At 43.3% G+C, this 15,980-nt stretch carries 15 protein-coding genes; 4 read left to right on the top strand and 11 right to left on the bottom strand.

Features of this window, described 5'->3' with window-relative positions; all coding sequences use genetic code 11:
- Positions 1-26: 26 nt before the first annotated feature.
- The 4 genes from DFR63_RS00400 to nrdI form a co-directional block, all read right to left on the bottom strand.
- Entirely contained in the window at positions 27-443 is a 417-nt protein-coding gene (locus DFR63_RS00400) for a FixH family protein (RefSeq protein ID WP_228063371.1), read from the bottom strand.
- A gap of 245 nt (positions 444-688) precedes the next feature.
- A complete protein-coding gene (gene nrdF, locus DFR63_RS00395; protein WP_115883807.1) occupies positions 689-1,657 on the bottom strand; it encodes a class 1b ribonucleoside-diphosphate reductase subunit beta in 969 nt (322 codons plus the stop codon).
- A gap of 13 nt (positions 1,658-1,670) precedes the next feature.
- On the bottom strand, positions 1,671-3,776 hold the full coding sequence (gene nrdE / locus DFR63_RS00390; protein WP_115883806.1) for a class 1b ribonucleoside-diphosphate reductase subunit alpha: 2,106 nt from the start codon (positions 3,774-3,776) through the stop codon (positions 1,671-1,673).
- Positions 3,760-4,155 (bottom strand): class Ib ribonucleoside-diphosphate reductase assembly flavoprotein NrdI, encoded by a 396-nt coding sequence (nrdI, locus tag DFR63_RS00385; RefSeq protein ID WP_115883805.1) that lies wholly within the window; start codon positions 4,153-4,155, stop codon positions 3,760-3,762. Before nrdI ends, nrdE begins: the two co-directional genes overlap by 17 nt.
- A 367-nt stretch (positions 4,156-4,522) precedes the next feature.
- On the opposite strand from nrdI, the gene DFR63_RS00380 reads away from it, so the two are divergent.
- Positions 4,523-5,407 (top strand): DMT family transporter, encoded by an 885-nt coding sequence (locus DFR63_RS00380; protein ID WP_115883804.1) that lies wholly within the window; start codon positions 4,523-4,525, stop codon positions 5,405-5,407.
- A 263-nt stretch (positions 5,408-5,670) separates the two neighbouring features.
- Here the strand turns inward: DFR63_RS00380 and recQ are convergent, their stop codons facing one another.
- The 6 genes from recQ to DFR63_RS00350 form a co-directional block, all read right to left on the bottom strand.
- Entirely contained in the window at positions 5,671-7,455 is a 1,785-nt protein-coding gene (gene recQ / locus DFR63_RS00375; RefSeq protein WP_115883803.1) for a DNA helicase RecQ, read from the bottom strand.
- A gap of 175 nt (positions 7,456-7,630) precedes the next feature.
- Positions 7,631-8,578: a 5-oxoprolinase subunit C family protein gene (locus DFR63_RS00370; RefSeq protein WP_115883802.1), complete on the bottom strand. Its 948-nt coding sequence runs from the start codon at positions 8,576-8,578 to the stop codon at positions 7,631-7,633.
- Between the two features lies 1 nt (position 8,579).
- Positions 8,580-8,837 (bottom strand): hypothetical protein, encoded by a 258-nt coding sequence (locus tag DFR63_RS00365; RefSeq protein ID WP_115883801.1) that lies wholly within the window; start codon positions 8,835-8,837, stop codon positions 8,580-8,582.
- Positions 8,838-8,850: 13 nt separating this feature from the next.
- Positions 8,851-9,057 carry a hypothetical protein gene (locus DFR63_RS00360; RefSeq protein ID WP_115883800.1) on the bottom strand — a complete coding sequence of 69 codons (207 nt, stop codon included), beginning with the start codon at positions 9,055-9,057 and terminating at the stop codon, positions 8,851-8,853.
- 8 nt (positions 9,058-9,065) lie between these two features.
- Positions 9,066-10,745, bottom strand: a complete 1,680-nt coding sequence (gene pabB, locus DFR63_RS00355; protein WP_162842241.1) for an aminodeoxychorismate synthase component I — start codon at positions 10,743-10,745, stop codon at positions 9,066-9,068.
- The gene (locus DFR63_RS00350) at positions 10,723-11,325 is read right to left on the bottom strand and encodes an anthranilate synthase component II (RefSeq protein WP_211313770.1); all 603 of its coding nucleotides are present in this window, start codon (positions 11,323-11,325) and stop codon (positions 10,723-10,725) included. Before DFR63_RS00350 ends, pabB begins: the two co-directional genes overlap by 23 nt.
- Positions 11,326-11,479: 154 nt before the next feature.
- Between DFR63_RS00350 and DFR63_RS00345 the strand changes: the two genes are divergently transcribed.
- From DFR63_RS00345 to DFR63_RS00330, 3 genes are all read left to right on the top strand, one after another.
- The gene (locus DFR63_RS00345) at positions 11,480-12,664 is read left to right on the top strand and encodes an MFS transporter (protein WP_115883797.1); all 1,185 of its coding nucleotides are present in this window, start codon (positions 11,480-11,482) and stop codon (positions 12,662-12,664) included.
- 89 nt (positions 12,665-12,753) lie between these two features.
- On the top strand, positions 12,754-13,014 hold the full coding sequence (locus DFR63_RS00340) for a GlsB/YeaQ/YmgE family stress response membrane protein (protein ID WP_115883796.1): 261 nt from the start codon (positions 12,754-12,756) through the stop codon (positions 13,012-13,014).
- Positions 13,015-13,483: 469 nt separating this feature from the next.
- The gene (locus tag DFR63_RS00330; RefSeq protein WP_115883794.1) at positions 13,484-14,731 is read left to right on the top strand and encodes an amidohydrolase family protein; all 1,248 of its coding nucleotides are present in this window, start codon (positions 13,484-13,486) and stop codon (positions 14,729-14,731) included.
- Between the two features lie 47 nt (positions 14,732-14,778).
- Here the strand turns inward: DFR63_RS00330 and DFR63_RS00325 are convergent, their stop codons facing one another.
- Positions 14,779-15,903 (bottom strand): 5-methyltetrahydropteroyltriglutamate--homocysteine S-methyltransferase, encoded by a 1,125-nt coding sequence (locus DFR63_RS00325; RefSeq protein WP_115883793.1) that lies wholly within the window; start codon positions 15,901-15,903, stop codon positions 14,779-14,781.
- Positions 15,904-15,980 lie beyond the last annotated feature (77 nt).

The following is a 15,980-nucleotide window of genomic DNA, read 5'->3' as shown; positions in this document are numbered from 1 at the left end:
AGTATTATTACTATAATAATACACTATTACTCAACAGTCACGGATTCTTCAGGCATCGTGTGGAGCTGGTAAGCATCAACGTGTGCGATAACACTGTATTCGCCCGGTTCGTCAAACGTATACTCAAGCACATACTCACCGTTTTCACTGTGATCCACTTCAATCATTTCCAGAGATTCTTCACCCGATAAAATTTCAAACATCACCTGGTCTGCATCGGTCACATCTTCTTCATTTGAAGTAACGTGAGCAGTAAATTCAGCGGCTTCTCCTGACTGAATGCTTTCCGGAGTCTGCAAATCAACTTCAAGTGATCTGATCTCGTCACTTGAAGGGTTGTCATGGTCCATGTCGCCATGATCGTGTTCTTCTTCTCCCGAGCAAGCTGCAAGCGTTAATCCTGCAAGCAGCATAACAGATAAAACACCTGATTTAATTTTCATATATGTATCCCCATTTCTATAATTCTCTCACATCTTATCATACATTACTTGAGGATAACTTTAAATTCCATATCATGACATTTTTATGACCAGGCTGGAGTGGGCTGAGTAAATTCTTTCTCTCTTTTTTGACGATGGGGTATACATGAAAGTTTGTCACGCCAACCCTAGCTGAGACTCTCTCAACTAGCGGCCGGCTTTGGTCAACAAAAAACACTCCTCAATAAGAGGAGCGTCTTAATCTATTAGTCGTTAAAGATAAAGTCTTCATCACGGAGCGGTTCTACATTCAAAGCGAGAACGTAGCCGTCGCCTTTAACACTGAAGAAGTCGTGGTTTTTCGTCGTCGTATCGAGAGCGTTCTCGATAATCGGGTTGAACCCTTTTTCTTCAAAGTAAGGATCGAAGCCTAAGTTTGCAAGTGATTTGTTCGCATTGTACTGAAGGTAATTCAATACATCGTCAGTCAGGCCGAGTTTGTCATACAGACTCTTAGTGTAAATTACTTCGTTCTCATAAAGTTCATCGAGTAATTTGTACATTTCTTTATCCGCACGTTCCTGCTCTTCAGCAGTAAGCTCGCCTTTCATTTCCTGAGCGTCAAGCCCTGTGAAGACACCATGAATCGATTCATCCAGCAGAATCTTACGGATAATTTCACCGCTCGTCGTCATACGGCCATTCCCCGCTAAGTATAACGGGTAGTAGAATCCTGAATAAAACAGGAACGATTCAAGGAAGACCGATGATACACGCGCCATGTACCTGTCGTAAGCTGACGGGTTTTTATCGAGTAATTTATAGTAGTTTGTAACAATTTTGTCTGCTTTATATTTTAACTGTTCATTGTTCATTACCCAGTTATCGAGCAGGTCGTCTGTCTCTTTAGTCGGCAGCAGCGTCGTAAAGATATGAGAATATGATTTCGCATGAACCTGCTCCATCATGCCCATAAATGAATATACTGCTTTTTTGCGCAGATCCGGAGTATGCAGCATAATCAGCGGCATGCCGTCATCTGCCTGGTGTGTATCCAGTCCTGTTAAACCTGCCAGCACCTTTTTAAAAGTATCTTTTTCATCTTCGGACAAGCCTGCCCATGATGCTAAATCTTTCGACACTTTAAACTCTGTCTCGACCCACATCTGTGAGATATTTTGGCGCCAGAAGACATTCGTCATGTCATCTTCTTTATTCCAGTTAACTGCAATCATTGTTTAATCTCCTTTATACTGCACAGCTCGTACATTCTTCGACACTGAGTAATTTATTTCTCGTGTAATACAGTGATTTCAATCCTTTGTGGTGTGCATAAATGTAATATTTTGCAAGCTCTCTCGTAGAGATATCCGAGTTTACGTAAAGAATCGTACTGATTCCCTGGTCAATATGCTGCTGAATTGTTGCAATCATATCGATTAGTTTCATCTGGTCTGTATTGAACGCACTCTTGTAGTACCACATTGTCTCTTTAGACAGGAACGGCATCGGGTAGAATGTTTCAGAGTTGCCGTAAGTTCTGCGTTCGATCATATCGACAATCGGCATTACCGAACTCGTTGCATTTTGCACGTAAGAGATACTTTGTGTCGGTGCAATAGCAAGACGGTAAGCATGATAAAGACCGTTTTCTTCAACTTTCTGCTGCAGTTCCGCCCAGTCTTCTTTAGTCGGAATATGGATGTGGTTGAATAATTCAGCAACCTTGTCCGATTCAGGTGTAATATCTTCTTGAGTATAGCGTTCAAAGTATTTTCCTGTCGCGTAGTCTGAACGTTCGAAGTCTTTAAATGTGACGCCGCGTTCTTTTGCGATTTCCATAGATTTTTCAATCGAGTGGAAGTTCAGCATCATAAAGAAGATGTTCGCAAAATCTCTTGCTTCAGATGATTCGTACGCAATTTTATTTTTAGCGAGATAGCCGTGAAGGTTCATTGCACCAAGACCTACAGAGTGCAGTTCATCGTTTGCTTTCTTAACGCCCGGTGCGTTTGCGATCGATGTATCGTCACTTACCAGTGTCAGTGCCTCAATACCTTCATGCACAGTTTCTTTCACCTTGCCGGAATCCATTACGTTCGCAATGTTCATGGAACCAAGGTTACATGAAATATCGCGTTTGATAACGTCTTCTGTACCGTAGTCGTTAATTTCAGATGTTTCCTGCAGCTGGAAGATTTCAGTACATAAGTTACTGATTTTAATCTGTCCGATATCGCCGAGAGGGTGTACTTTGTTCGCATTGTCTTTGAACATTAAGTACGGGTAGCCCGACTGCAGCTGCGTTTGAGCAATCGTGTTTAACATGTCACGCGCATCATACTCGCGTTTTTTAACGTTGTCATTGGCAACAAGCTGGTCGTACATTTCGTCCATGTCCATATCGTCAAGAGCCATACCATATTCGCGTTCCACAGTGTGCGGAGCAAACAGGCTGAACGGTTTGTTGTCACGTGCCAGTTCAAAGAACTTCGACGGTACAACAAGCCCTGTTGAAATTGTCGACAGCCGGATGTCTTCATCCGCGTTTACTTTCTTAGTGTCGAGGAACTCGGGCAGGTCGTAGTGGAAGATATTTAAGTAAACAGCTCCCGCACCCGGACGCTGACCGAGCTGGTCTGCGTAGCTGAATCCGCCTTCCAGTGATTTCGCTACAGGCAGAACTCCTTTAGCTACACCTTCGATACCTTTAATTGCTTCGCCGCGTGCGCGCAGTTTTGATAAGTTGATCGCAACACCGCCGCCGATTTTACTTAATTGTTTGGCAGTTGAGTCGATATAGTTGATCGAGTTCAGTGAATCATCAACTTCGAGCAGGAAACATGATACCATTTCACCGCGGCGTGCACGGCCTGCGTTTAAGAAGGTCGGAGTTGCCGGCTGATAACGCTGTTCCATCATCGATGTGATAAAACGCTTGGCAGTTTCAATATTACCTTTTGCAAGGTACAGACTGACAATTACAACGTGCTGTCTGTAATCTTCCAGGTATTGTTTTTTATCGTTCGTTTTTAAAGTGTAATCTTTAAAGAACTTGCTCGCTGCCATGTAACTTTTGAATTTGAACTCAATAGCATCTGCATGATCGATAATATCCTGAAGAGCCGTTTCGCTGTACTCTTTGAATAAATCGTAATAGAAATCGTTGTCCACGAGGTAATGCAGTCTTTCTAATTCCGAGTCAAAATGGATAGTCTTCGCTTCGACTTCCTCCATGAATACCTCGAGTGCTTCAAGGTCTTTCTCCAGTTTATAAAAACCTGTTTCGTCGCGCTGCGTGACTTCGTTATTCAGTTCAACGTGGTTGTAAGTTTTTTCATCTAATACTTTCATGCAATTCCCCTGCCCTTTCTAATTCAACTATAAATTGTGCGCGCTCCTCCGGTGTGCCGTGAAGTTCAAACTTCATCAGGAGCGGTACGCTGTAATCGCTGCTTATATACTCGCCCGCCCTGGCAAAGTTCTGACCCCAGTTCCGGTTGCCGCTCGATGCGACTGCGACTAGATTATAAGAGTTTACTTTTAAAAATTCCTTAACAGTATCAGGCACAGCTCCGAAACCGTATGTCGGTGTAACTAAAATATAAGACTCATCGATTTTCTTTCTGACATTGGCGGCTGTTATTTGATATAATTCATAGGTGTCCGGAATGTCCATACTATTTAAGAAACGACGGATATTACCTGTCATTGAATAATAAGCAATAATCACTTTGTCATCTCCTTTCGAGCATAACACAAACAGAACGTATGTTCTATGCGATGTTTGTTTCCATTACTCGCTTTTTACTTGCTTTCTATGCTGATACCACTACATATTGTGGTCAAAAAATTTTACAGACACAATATATGTGTTTGAACATGTTCTATAATCTCATATTAAACTGCCATTAGCAATGTAAAAAACTGCCTTCTCTAAAAATTTCACGCTAAATAAATGGAGAGAAAACGCCGGAAGTCACGGTGGATAAGTGATGGCATGATTGAATTTTTTTTATAAAAAATATAACGAAATTTTCATCCTTTTTATTTGTTGAAATTCGTGAAATTATTGTACAAAACAAGTTGGAGTGTTGTTAATGAATAATGTTGTAAAAGGTATCATCGCACTGATTATTTCTTCTCTCGGATTTAGTCTGATGTCCCTTTTTGTAAAATATTCCGGAGATCTGCCTACAGTGCAAAAGACTTTCTTCAGAAATTTCATCTCGATGCTGATTGCACTTACGCTCGTTCTCTACTACAGAGAAAGCTTGTTCGGCAAACGTGAAAACCAGGGCTGGCTGCTGCTGCGTTCTGCGCTCGGCCTGGCCGGTGTGCTGTTAAATTTCTTCACTATTGACCGGATGGTCCTGAGCGATGCAGATATCTTAAATAAACTCAGCCCGTTCTTCACTATAATACTTTGTGCCATATTTTTAAAAGAATACATAAGGAGATTCCAGCTGATTTCAATCGTCATCGCGCTGATTGGTGCCATCTTTATTATTAAGCCATCATTTTCGAGCGATACAATGTTTGCGCTTATCGGAGTACTCGGTGCGATATTCGCAGCCGGTGCTTATACAGTGCTCCGCGTTTTAGGCAGCCGGGAGAAATTCTATACAGTAGTATTTTACTTTTCATTCTTCTCTACTGTCGCTCTCCTGCCGTTCTTTATCTACCAGTTTGAACCGATGACGATGAATCAGTTCTGGATGCTGATTCTGTCAGGTGTTTTCGCAGCTGTCGGCCAGTTTGGACTGACGATTGCCTACAGTTTCGCGCCGGCAAAAGAAATATCCATCTTCTTCTATTCGACGATACTGTTTACAGCACTGTTCAGTGTTATCGTCTTTAACGAAGTTCCGGACACGCTGTCGATTCTCGGCTATATTATTATTTTCGCGGCAAGCTACTATATGTACATGAAAAACCGCCCGAAAAAACTAAAGGTCACCGGCAAGAAAAACAGAGCATCTTGATTTGAATAATTAGTGAAGTCCCCGGTTCAATACGATCCGGGGATTTTTTTGTGCGGGCATCGTCGTTTGGGTCAACGACGACGTTCAAAGCGGTCTCGATGTCGTCGTTCAAATGAACCAAGACATTCAATGCCGTCTAAACGTCTTCGCCCAAAAAACGACAACGTTCAAGTTCTATTAAATTGAATAAAGCCGGCAATTCACCAGTCCAGCCTCAAATAAAAATGCCGGGACCTAATGTCCCGGCTTAGAAAGCCCCTTCACTATATGCTTTTCTTGCCGCCGTGCTGCTGGATCTCTTCCAAAAAGTACGGACAGTAGTGTTTCAATTTGTAGTTGCCGACACCCTGAATATGCATCATATCCTGTTTAGTCTGCGGCATCTTTTTCGCGAATTCTTTCAGTATCTGATCAGTAAATATCGCATCTTCATCCAGCTTATACTTATCTGCAAGCCCTTTACGGGTATCGAGCAGTTTATCGTATAAAATTTCGTTTGGCGATGAGTCCGTCGAAACGTCAACTCTTTCGTTGTAGTGTTTCCGGTACGGCACTGTGTACAGTTTCACTTTACGGTCGAGAATATCAAGGCTCTTTTCAACGAGGTACATTTTATGGCCGGCATAATGTACATAGCCGCGCATGATAAGCTCCTCGACAAGATGGTTTACCTCGCTCGTGCGGTATGAGTCCAGCACACCGAAGCTTTCTTGCGAATCGAGACCCCGTGCCATGATATTATCTGCACTTTCGCCGCGGAGAACCTGAATTACGAGTTCTTTCGACAACTGGCCGTCGGCATCCCGAATCAGCTCCAGTATAAGACGGGCTTCTGTCGTCATCGGTTCGGTCCGTTCATCCGACAGACAGCTCGAACACTGGCCGCACGCTTCAACGTACTCGTTGCGGTTGAAATATTTAACGATAAAACTGCTCAGGCATTTACTCGTTTTATTATACTGCAGCATGAGGTCCAGTTTTTCACGCATATGATCTTTATACTGGTCAGAAGCAGTCGCCCGGTCGATAAAGAACTGCTGCAAATTCACATCGCGCTGCGTCGACAGCAGTATACAGTCACTCGGGAGCCCGTCGCGTCCTGCACGTCCTATTTCCTGGTAGTAGCTCTCAAGGTCGCCCGGTAAGTTAAAGTGAATAATGTAGCGGATATCCGGCTTATCAATCCCCATACCAAAAGCGTTCGTCGCGATAACAATTTTCACTTCATCGGACACGAATTTCTGCTGGTTGTCATTTCTTTCTTTTTTGCCGAGTCCGCCGTGGTAAATTACATTCTCAATCTTATTATCTGTCAAATAAGTCGACAGCTTTTCGACTTCAGCCCGTGTTGATACGTAAATAATACCCGACTTCCCCAGTCTTTCCTGTATATAAGATAAAATAAACTGTTCGCGCTGATAAGTGCCGTTTACCGACAGTTTTAAGTTCTCACGTTTTACACTTGTCTTAAAGACCGCATTGTTTTTAATATTGAGCAGTTCCTGAATGTTTTCTTCAACTTCTTCAGTTGCTGTTGCTGTTACCGCAATAATCTGCACGTCAGGCAGCAGTAACTTCAGCTCAGCGATAATACTCTGATAGCTTGGTCTGAAGTCATGTCCCCATTTTGAGATACAGTGAGCCTCATCAAAGGCAACAAACGGTATTTCTGCATGGCGGACAGCTGTTTTAAACGCTTCATTATTAAAACGCTCCGGCGCGACATATAAAAACTGCAGTTCTCCGCGCACGAGGCGGCCCATGACATCATTTAAATCCCGCTTTGACATCGTGGAGTTAATGCATTCGGCGCTGATGCCTCGGCGTTTCAGCGAATCCACCTGATCCTGCATTAAAGAGATCAGCGGTGAAATAACAAGCGTTGTGCCTTCGAACATCAGTCCCGGAATCTGATAGCACAGCGATTTCCCAGACCCTGTCGGTAAAATACCGAGCGCATTTTGTCCTGCTAAAATGTTTTCAATAATTTCCTGCTGGCCGTGTCTGAATTTTTCATACCCAAAATATCTTTTTAAGATGGCTTCCATAAAATATCATTCCTACATTTATATGTCGTTCTTATATAATTTATCTGCTATATTATACATTATTTTGCTGAAATTTTGTTGCATTTTGTATTAATAATTCTGTTAAAAAAATCTCCTGCTGCATTTCACCAGAAAGTGACTGCATTAACAGGAGATTTTTAATAAATATATTTTTTTACATTTTCTCTTTTACGAGTTCTTTTGAGATTTTATAATCGATAGCTTTAAAGAGACTGTTTACCCATAAGTAATGTCCATAAGCTTCCGCGTGCGCGTCACTTGCATCAATTGCTTTAAATTTAATTTTAGAACCTCGGCGTTTTTGTCCGAGTTTGTGCATATGATAGCTTGGAATCGTTCCGATATGTGTCAATTCGGTCTCCGAGCTAAAATCATTCAGCGCAATCGCCGGCAGATTGTTTGCAAGATACACTCCGCCGAGCACCCCCAGATTGACACAGTCAGTGCCGGCAAAATCAATTTTCTGGCCTTCGACCGACAGCTGAATACGGTTTTCTTCTTTAGTTACCGTGTATTCGCGTTCTTCGAGTTTCTCATATACTTCATCCGGCACATCCGGACGCTTGACGATATGATAAGTGTCGGATAAATAAACTTCGACGAGAGAATACACGCCAATACCCCAGCTGACTTTCCGCTTGTTGCTCATCATATGGAAAATCTCATCATGCAGTGCCGTATAGTTGCGTCGCATAATGATTTCGTCTCCAGATTTCAGCACATTTGATTTCTCAACAGCAATACCGCCGGCAACAGCAAGATACAGTCTATTGCCGCGGGTCGATTCCTGGAACGATAAAACGTCTCCCCGGTCCACGTGATAAATACGGTTCGGCTGAATGTCATCTTCGCTGACCCTGCCGTTAAAATCCCCGCCTGAATAAGCGATAATTGTCGGTTCGGTAAACTGAATGACCGCAGGCTGCCCCGACATTTCAAGCGTTGGTTCATGGACGTCATTACCGACCAGCTTATTTGCCAGCATCGGCGACAGACTGTCAACCGCTCCGTTGTATTCATTATTTTTCTGATTGTTATCAGTATGTTTGTCAACGGTCTGCAGAATCGTTAACAGGCCGCCTTCCTGTATAATTAAGCTCATCTTATTTACCTCCGCTTACACTGTCAAGCACAGGTTCTACTATGGAAATGATATAGGATGCCGGTTCAATCGTATTCTCATTTTCCATTACTACAACCGGATCATAGTAAAAACTGACTGTATTTTTTGTAAATGCCACTTCCCCAATGTATGGGTTCTCGATGTGCAGTCCATTCTTGTCGTACTGCGCTTTAATATTTTTAATTACTGATGCATCTTCCTGATAGGTAATTATTTTATCTCCATTTGCAAAAATCATGAGTCCACTCCTCTTATCGGTAAAAGAATTCCAGTTCACCGGCAACGTATTCCGTAAAGCTGCCCATAGCAATGCCAAAAACAATTATTGCAAGAATGACGCCGGCGAAACCGATTGTGATTCCAACGATCTTAACGTCATTTCTAAAGAGGTACGTGACGATAAAGTGCGTCAGTACAACGATTGCAACAATAAGTAATATTAAAATTAATGTAAACATAAGCCACCTCATTCCGCGAGTTTGATTGCCACCCATTCCCGCGCACTGTTTATCATGAATAAGTCAATTTGCCCTGAATCGTACTTATGACAGAGAGTATTCATCGGTATGTTCTGTTCCGTAATTACACCTTCATCAATTAAAGACTGTCTCATCACACCCGGAAGGATGCCGGCGGAGACCGGAGGCGTGTAATACTCCCTCGCTTCTTTAACCACTATACTGCCGATATTAAACTCAGTAATATCTAAGTTATCATTATAATATAAAATGACTTCAGAATCATTTGTTTTCCCGCTGTACTGATGTCTGACCGTCGTTTTATGCGCGATAAAATCCGGCGCGCCCTGAATCGGCGCTGCAGAAAACACTGCCGTCAGCGGCTCGCTGTCAGGGGCGAGAGGGTCATGGCTGATTTTTAACTGCCCTGCCGCAGAAAGTACTGCCCGGAGTTTAAATGTTCCTTGATTCAGTTTATTTTCTTCTATATAAGCTGCGATTGCTGCCTTAAAATCAGGCTGTTCAAAATTAAAATGCCCGGCACTGCTCTTAAGACGGGCAGCGTGGTAATCCAGCCGCTTAACAGTTCCATTTTCAAGCCGCATCGTTTCGATGAGCTCGTACTGTCCCTGCTTCAGAAATGACGTTTTATGCAGTATTTCCTCGAATTCAGAAGAAGCCTTCGAATCGTAGGTAATGCCGCCGCCTGCACCGTATATATAACGCTCGCCGGTAATCGTCAGCGTGCGGATCGGCACGTTGAAGACACATGAGTAATCCGGATACAGAAGGCCGAGCGTGCCGCAGTAAAAACCGCGCGGTGTCTTCTCTAAGCTCTCAATCAGGCGCATCGTCATCTGTTTCGGCGCACCGGTGATCGATCCGCACGGAAACAGCGCATCAAATGCATCATTTAACGTGATGTCATCCCTGACATCAGCTTCCACCGTTGAAATCATCTGGTAGACAGTCTGATATCTTTCAATCGTAAATAATTTTGCCGCCCTGACCGAATCAGGCTTCGCGATTTTAGAAATATCGTTTCTTAAGAGATCCACAATCATAACGTTCTCCGCCTGATCTTTTTTAGAATGTCTTAAAAATTCATAGCTTTTTTTATCTTCTGCCGGATCTTCAAACCTCGGTGCGGTACCTTTCATAGGCTTCGTTGAAATTTTGCGGCCGGCATCCATTTCAAAAAACAGTTCCGGGGACAGGCTGACGATTTTTTTATCCTTATAATCGAGATACATCGCATAGTCGCCGTTGTTTTGACTGCTTAATTTTAAAAACAGCTGGTGGCTGTCGCCGGTAAAATCTCCGTACAGACGTGTTGTATAGTTCACCTGATACGTATGACCGTCGAGGGTGTAATTCCTGACTTCTTCTATATTATTTTCAATTTCCTCCCGTGTTTCACTGAGACGGGGTGCGCTCATCTGATAACTTTCTGGTTTCCTGCCGTTTAAAAATTCAGCGTACGACACTGTTTTATCGTAAATACCGATAAAGTACTCGTCTTTTTCATAAGTGACAGCAATAACCGCGTAGTAGCCATCTTTCTGGTACTGCTCCGCTTTATTTAAAGCAGTTTCAAACGGCAGGCTGTTCGTCATGACTGTCACTGGATTTATAAAATACAGGTTTTCAACCGTGCCGTTTTTCTTAAACTTCGTATGTGCTCTCATGACTTTCCTCCACTGCAATTCGTATAAAGTTATTGAGCTGCGCTCTGCCATGTTCTGACAAGACCGCTTCAGGATGGTACTGGACGCCGAAAATAGGATAGCGTTTGTGCTGGATGGCCATATTAATACCGTCTTCTGTGCGGCCGGTAATGTTAAAATCACTGAGTTCACCGGAGCATGCTAACGAATGATAGCGGCATCCGGCAAGAGGTGACGGGAGGTCTTTGTACAATCCTTCTTTGTTGTGATATACATCCGAAACATGACCGTGGACCGGCCGTTCACCGCGCGACACTTCACCGCCGAACATATGCCACAGCATCTGATGGCCGAGACAGATGCCTAAGACAGGCAGCTCTTTGTAATATTTTTCGATAAATTGAAGGACTTCCGGGCGGTCTTCTGGATGTGACGGTCCCGGAGAAATAATCAGCCCGATAATATTGAAGTCATCTATTAATTTATCGTTCAGCTGGTCCGGCGTCACTACTTTAATACCGGCTTTATATGGATTGCCTTCAATATAATGAACGAGATTATATGTAAATGAATCGTAATTGTCTATCATTAATAAATTCACTGGTCTTCTCCCTGCATGTAATTTATTTAATAATATCATATACAATTCAATTTCAATAACACAATAGGTACAGAGGAGGATGAAAACCGGACGCCTATCATGTAGACTTGAGAGTAAAGAAATAAATATCGTGATTTAGTCAGAAGGGTGATCTATGTCTAAGGAGAAGTCCAGAATCTGGACAAAAGATTTTATTATTATTGTTATCGCGAACTTTTTTATTTTTACATCATTTCAAATGACACTCCCGACACTGCCGCTGTACGTTCAGGAAATCGGTTCAAATGAAACCTGGGTCGGCATCATCGTCGGAATCTTCACTTTCTCAGCACTCTTAATCCGTCCGTTCGGCGGCAAACTTTTGGATACGACAGGCCGGGCGCCTGTATTTTTAATCGGTCTTGCTATTCTCGTCCTGTCGCTGTACTCACTTGCAATCAGTACAACTATATTAATTCTTGTTATCGTGCGGATTGTTCAGGGTGTCGGCTGGGGACTGTCGAATACCGCATCCGGCACCATCGCATCTGACCTGGTGCCAAAAGACCGCCGGGGTGAAGGTCTCGGATTTTTCGGACTGAGCGGTAATCTCGCGCTCGCCATCGGTCCCGCGCTCGGGCTGTTCTTAGTGGACCACATCGCGTTTTCAACATTGTTCATTATTTGCGGCTCGCTCACGCTGATTGCTTTAGTCCTCGCCTTAAATGTGCGCTACGTAAAGCCGGAACCGCTGACGGATTCTGAAATCCAGGAAGACGCCGATACTGCTGAGCGTTTTAATTTCATTGAGAAAAGAGCACTTCCTGCATCTGCACTTTTATTTTTCATTACATTTACATTCGGGGGCATCGCGACCTTTCTCCCTGCCTATACTTTCCAGCAGGGCTTCCAGTCCCATTATATTCAAATCTATTTCGTACTCTATGCCCTGGCTCTCGTTACGACGCGCTTCTTTGCCGGGCGCATCTACGACCGGCGCGGTTTGCCAATCGTCTTTATACCGGGAATTATTTTAATCATTTCAGGACTCACACTGCTCGCCATCCTGAACAGTCCTGTATATCTGTTTGCCGGCGCGATTCTTTACGGGCTCGGTTTCGGGACAGTTCAGCCGGCTCTGCAGGCCTCTGCCATAAATTCCACACCGATTCGAAAACGCGGTATGGCGAATGCCACCTACTTTTCCGCTTTTGATTTAGGTGTCGGTCTCGGTGCCATTACATTCGGGCTCGTTGCGCAATATGCAGACTACAGTTCGATATACTGGATCAGTGCGGGAAGCGGCGCACTGTCCCTGTTACTGTTCTTTATCTTAAGAAGCACCCGGAAAATTATATAAAAATTGTGTCCGGAATGTTTACGTCCTCCTGAAACAGGCAATGTATTCTAGTAGAACATCGTATTTATAAATTTTAGGAGGTAATAAAAATGGGTTGGTTATGGACAATTATCGTCGGCGGTATTTTAGGCTGGCTAGCAGGAGCAATAATTAGTAAAGATATTCCATTTGGTATTATTGGTAACATTTTAGCGGGTATCATCGGTGCTTCAATCGGTAACGCACTCGGTTTAGATATTGGACCTACCATTGGCGGCATGAGTATAATCGGTACACTCGCCGGAGCGATTATTTTAATTCTTGTTGTATCATTCATTTTTGGAATGTTTAAAGGCAACAAAAGAGCATAAGTAAATAATTTGAATTGAAGCGGAATCCTAAGCAGGGATTCCGCTTTTTTGTTGTTTAAAGCCGGAATAAAGCACACTAGCCTAAGGAATGAGGGATTATATATGTCAATGATGCAGTAATTTAGAGGGAAATGCATTAGTCTCGGAGAAAAATGAGGAACTAATGTGAAATGAATACAAAAACGCATTAGTTGTCAAAATTCATGCTGCACTAATGCGAATTCTACGATAAAATACATTAGTTTAGGCAATATATGCGTCACTAATTCGATATTTATAGGGAAACGCATTTGAAACCTGTACATACACGTCAGCAATATGAAAACTACGATAAAATGAGCAAGGTCGCCACTAAAAGCATGACCCTGCTCATCCCCTCCTTCCTGCATCCTCAAACCGTCTGTTTCTCCCCATTTTTGCTATAATTGAAATGTATCTTATCATTCATTATCAGTAAGGAGTTTTACACATGAAGAAGTTTATCAACGCAACGATTTATGGTGATCCGGATTCAACTGAAATTTTAGTTGGAGATAAACATTTTAAAGCAGTCGGCAGCAATCTCGGAGATGCTGATGAAGTTATCGATCTCGAGGGTAAACTTGTGCTCCCGCCTTATGTTGATCCGCATCTTCACCTGGATTATATTTTCTCAGGTCTCGGGGAGGGCAACGCCAACGTATCCGGCACTCTATTTGAAGGAATCCAGCGCTGGAGCGATAACAAAAAGGATTTAACTGAAGATAAAGTACGCGAGAGTGCCTTAAAAGGAATTCAAAAAGAAGTGAGCCACGGTGTGCAGTACATTCGTACACATGTCGATGTGACGGATCCAAATTTAACTGGCATGAAAACCCTGCTTAAATTGCGTGAAGAATTAAAAGATATTGTGACGCTGCAATTAGTTGCTTTCCCGCAGGAAGGATTTTTCAGATATAAAGGCGCAGGGAACCTGGTCAGAAAAGCACTTGAAATGGGCGCCGATGTTGTCGGCGGCATTCCGCATTTTGAAATTTCCTACGAGCACGGTGTGGAGTCTTTAAAACAGATTGTAGATCTCGCGCTCGAGTTCGATGTCATGATTGATATTCACTGTGACGAAAATGATGATCCGAACAGCCGCTTCTTAGAAGTGCTGAACGCGCTCGTGATGGAAAAAGATTACGGCAAGAAAACAACAGCGAGCCATACGACGAGTTTCGGTGCCGTTGAAGCAAGTTACGCAAACAAGATGATGGGCTTATTTAAAGAGTCTAAAATCAGCTTTATTTCCTGCCCGACAGAGAACGCGCACCTGGAGGGTCGCGGAGATGTTTATCCGAAACGGCGCGGTTTAACGCGCGTTAAAGAACTGCTTGAGAACGGCAATAACGTTGCTTTTGCCCAGGACTCTATTGCGGATTACTGGTACCCGCTCGGCAACGGCAATATGATGAACATTTTGGATAACGGTATTCATCTGGCACATTACACGCATATCGATGAAATTAATAAAGCACTCGATCTGATTACGGCGAATGGTGCGAAGGTGATGAACATAGAAGATTACGGCATCAAGGCAGGCAATTCAGCGAACTTTATCGTGCTGGATGCGGCTGATGCTTACGAAGCAGTACGCGAACGTGCAGAAGTCCTCACTTCGGTTAGAAACGGCGACTACTTATTCAAACGTGAAGCCCGCAAAAATGAAATCGAAGTCGATTTTCTGAACAAATAAAAAAACGCTGTACGGAGTTGTGATATGCTCCGTACAGCGTTTTCACTTTAAGCTCCCCAAACTTCGTCGGAGATTTCTTTTACCAGCTGAAGTTTTGCCCACTGCTCTTCTTCAGTCAGATTATTCCCTTCTTCAGTTGAAGCAAATCCGCATTGCGGACTGAGACACAATCTGTCTTTATCGATGTACTTCGCCGCTTCTTCGATGCGCGCCTTAATATCTTCTTTATCTTCAAGTTCAGGCACTTTCGATGAAATCAGCCCAAGCACAACCTGTTTGTCGCCGCTCACTTTGCTAAGCGATTCAAAGCCGCCGGCACGTTCTGTATCAAACTCGAGATAATAGCCTGCAACATTTTCTTTGCCGAAGAGCTCATCCGACACTTTGTCATATGCACCTGATGATGCCCAGGTTGAACGGTAGTTGCCCCGGCAGACGTGTGTAGTAATTGTCAGTCCTTCGGGTTTCCCTGAGATTGCACTATTATTCAGCTCAACGTATTTCTCACTTAATGATTCAACAGTAAATTCGTCATTCATACTCTTCCAGAATTCCTCATCTACAATCATGCCCCACGTACAATCATCCAGCTGCAGATTCGTACAGCCCGCTTCATGTAATTCTTTAATGAATGTCTGGTAAGCAGATGCGATATCCTGAAGCAGCTCTCCTTCATCCGGATAAATTGCATCCGTCGCCGCTTTATTTTCAGGACGGACGAGCTCTGCTAAAAACTGTGCAGGTGCCGGAATCGTCTGGCGTGCAATAACGTCTCCATCTGCCAACTGATTAACAAATTTAAAATGTTCGATAAAAGGATGATTCTCTCCGCTGATTTTTCCTGTCAGGCGGGCAGTTTCAGCTCTCGTTTCGACATCAACAAAGTTGTAGCCATTCTCAACATCAGATTTTTCAACGCCGTTAAGTCCCCAGAAGAAATCGAGATGCCACCACGAACGGCGGAACTCTCCATCGGTAATTGCCTGTAAGCCGATATCTTTCTGCTTTTGAACTAATTCTTTAATCGCTTCGTTTTCAACTGAAGTCAGTTCATCCTGTGAAATGCTGCCATTTTTAAACTCCTCGCGTGCTGCTTTTAATTTAGCGGGACGTAAAAAACTTCCGACATTATCAAATTTAAAAGGTGCTGTTTTTACTGCTACTGGTGACATAGCTGACCACTCCTTCATTTCGTTAATATAATTGTATAGTAGCACGGGTTCGCCGCAATAGCATTACCGTTTAAATT

It is taken from the genome of Jeotgalicoccus halotolerans, assembly GCF_003387165.1.
Taxonomy (GTDB): Bacteria; Bacillota; Bacilli; order Staphylococcales; family Salinicoccaceae; genus Jeotgalicoccus; species Jeotgalicoccus halotolerans.
The sequence above is the reverse complement of the archived record's forward strand: the minus strand, read 5'-3'. Positions and strand labels throughout refer to the sequence as shown.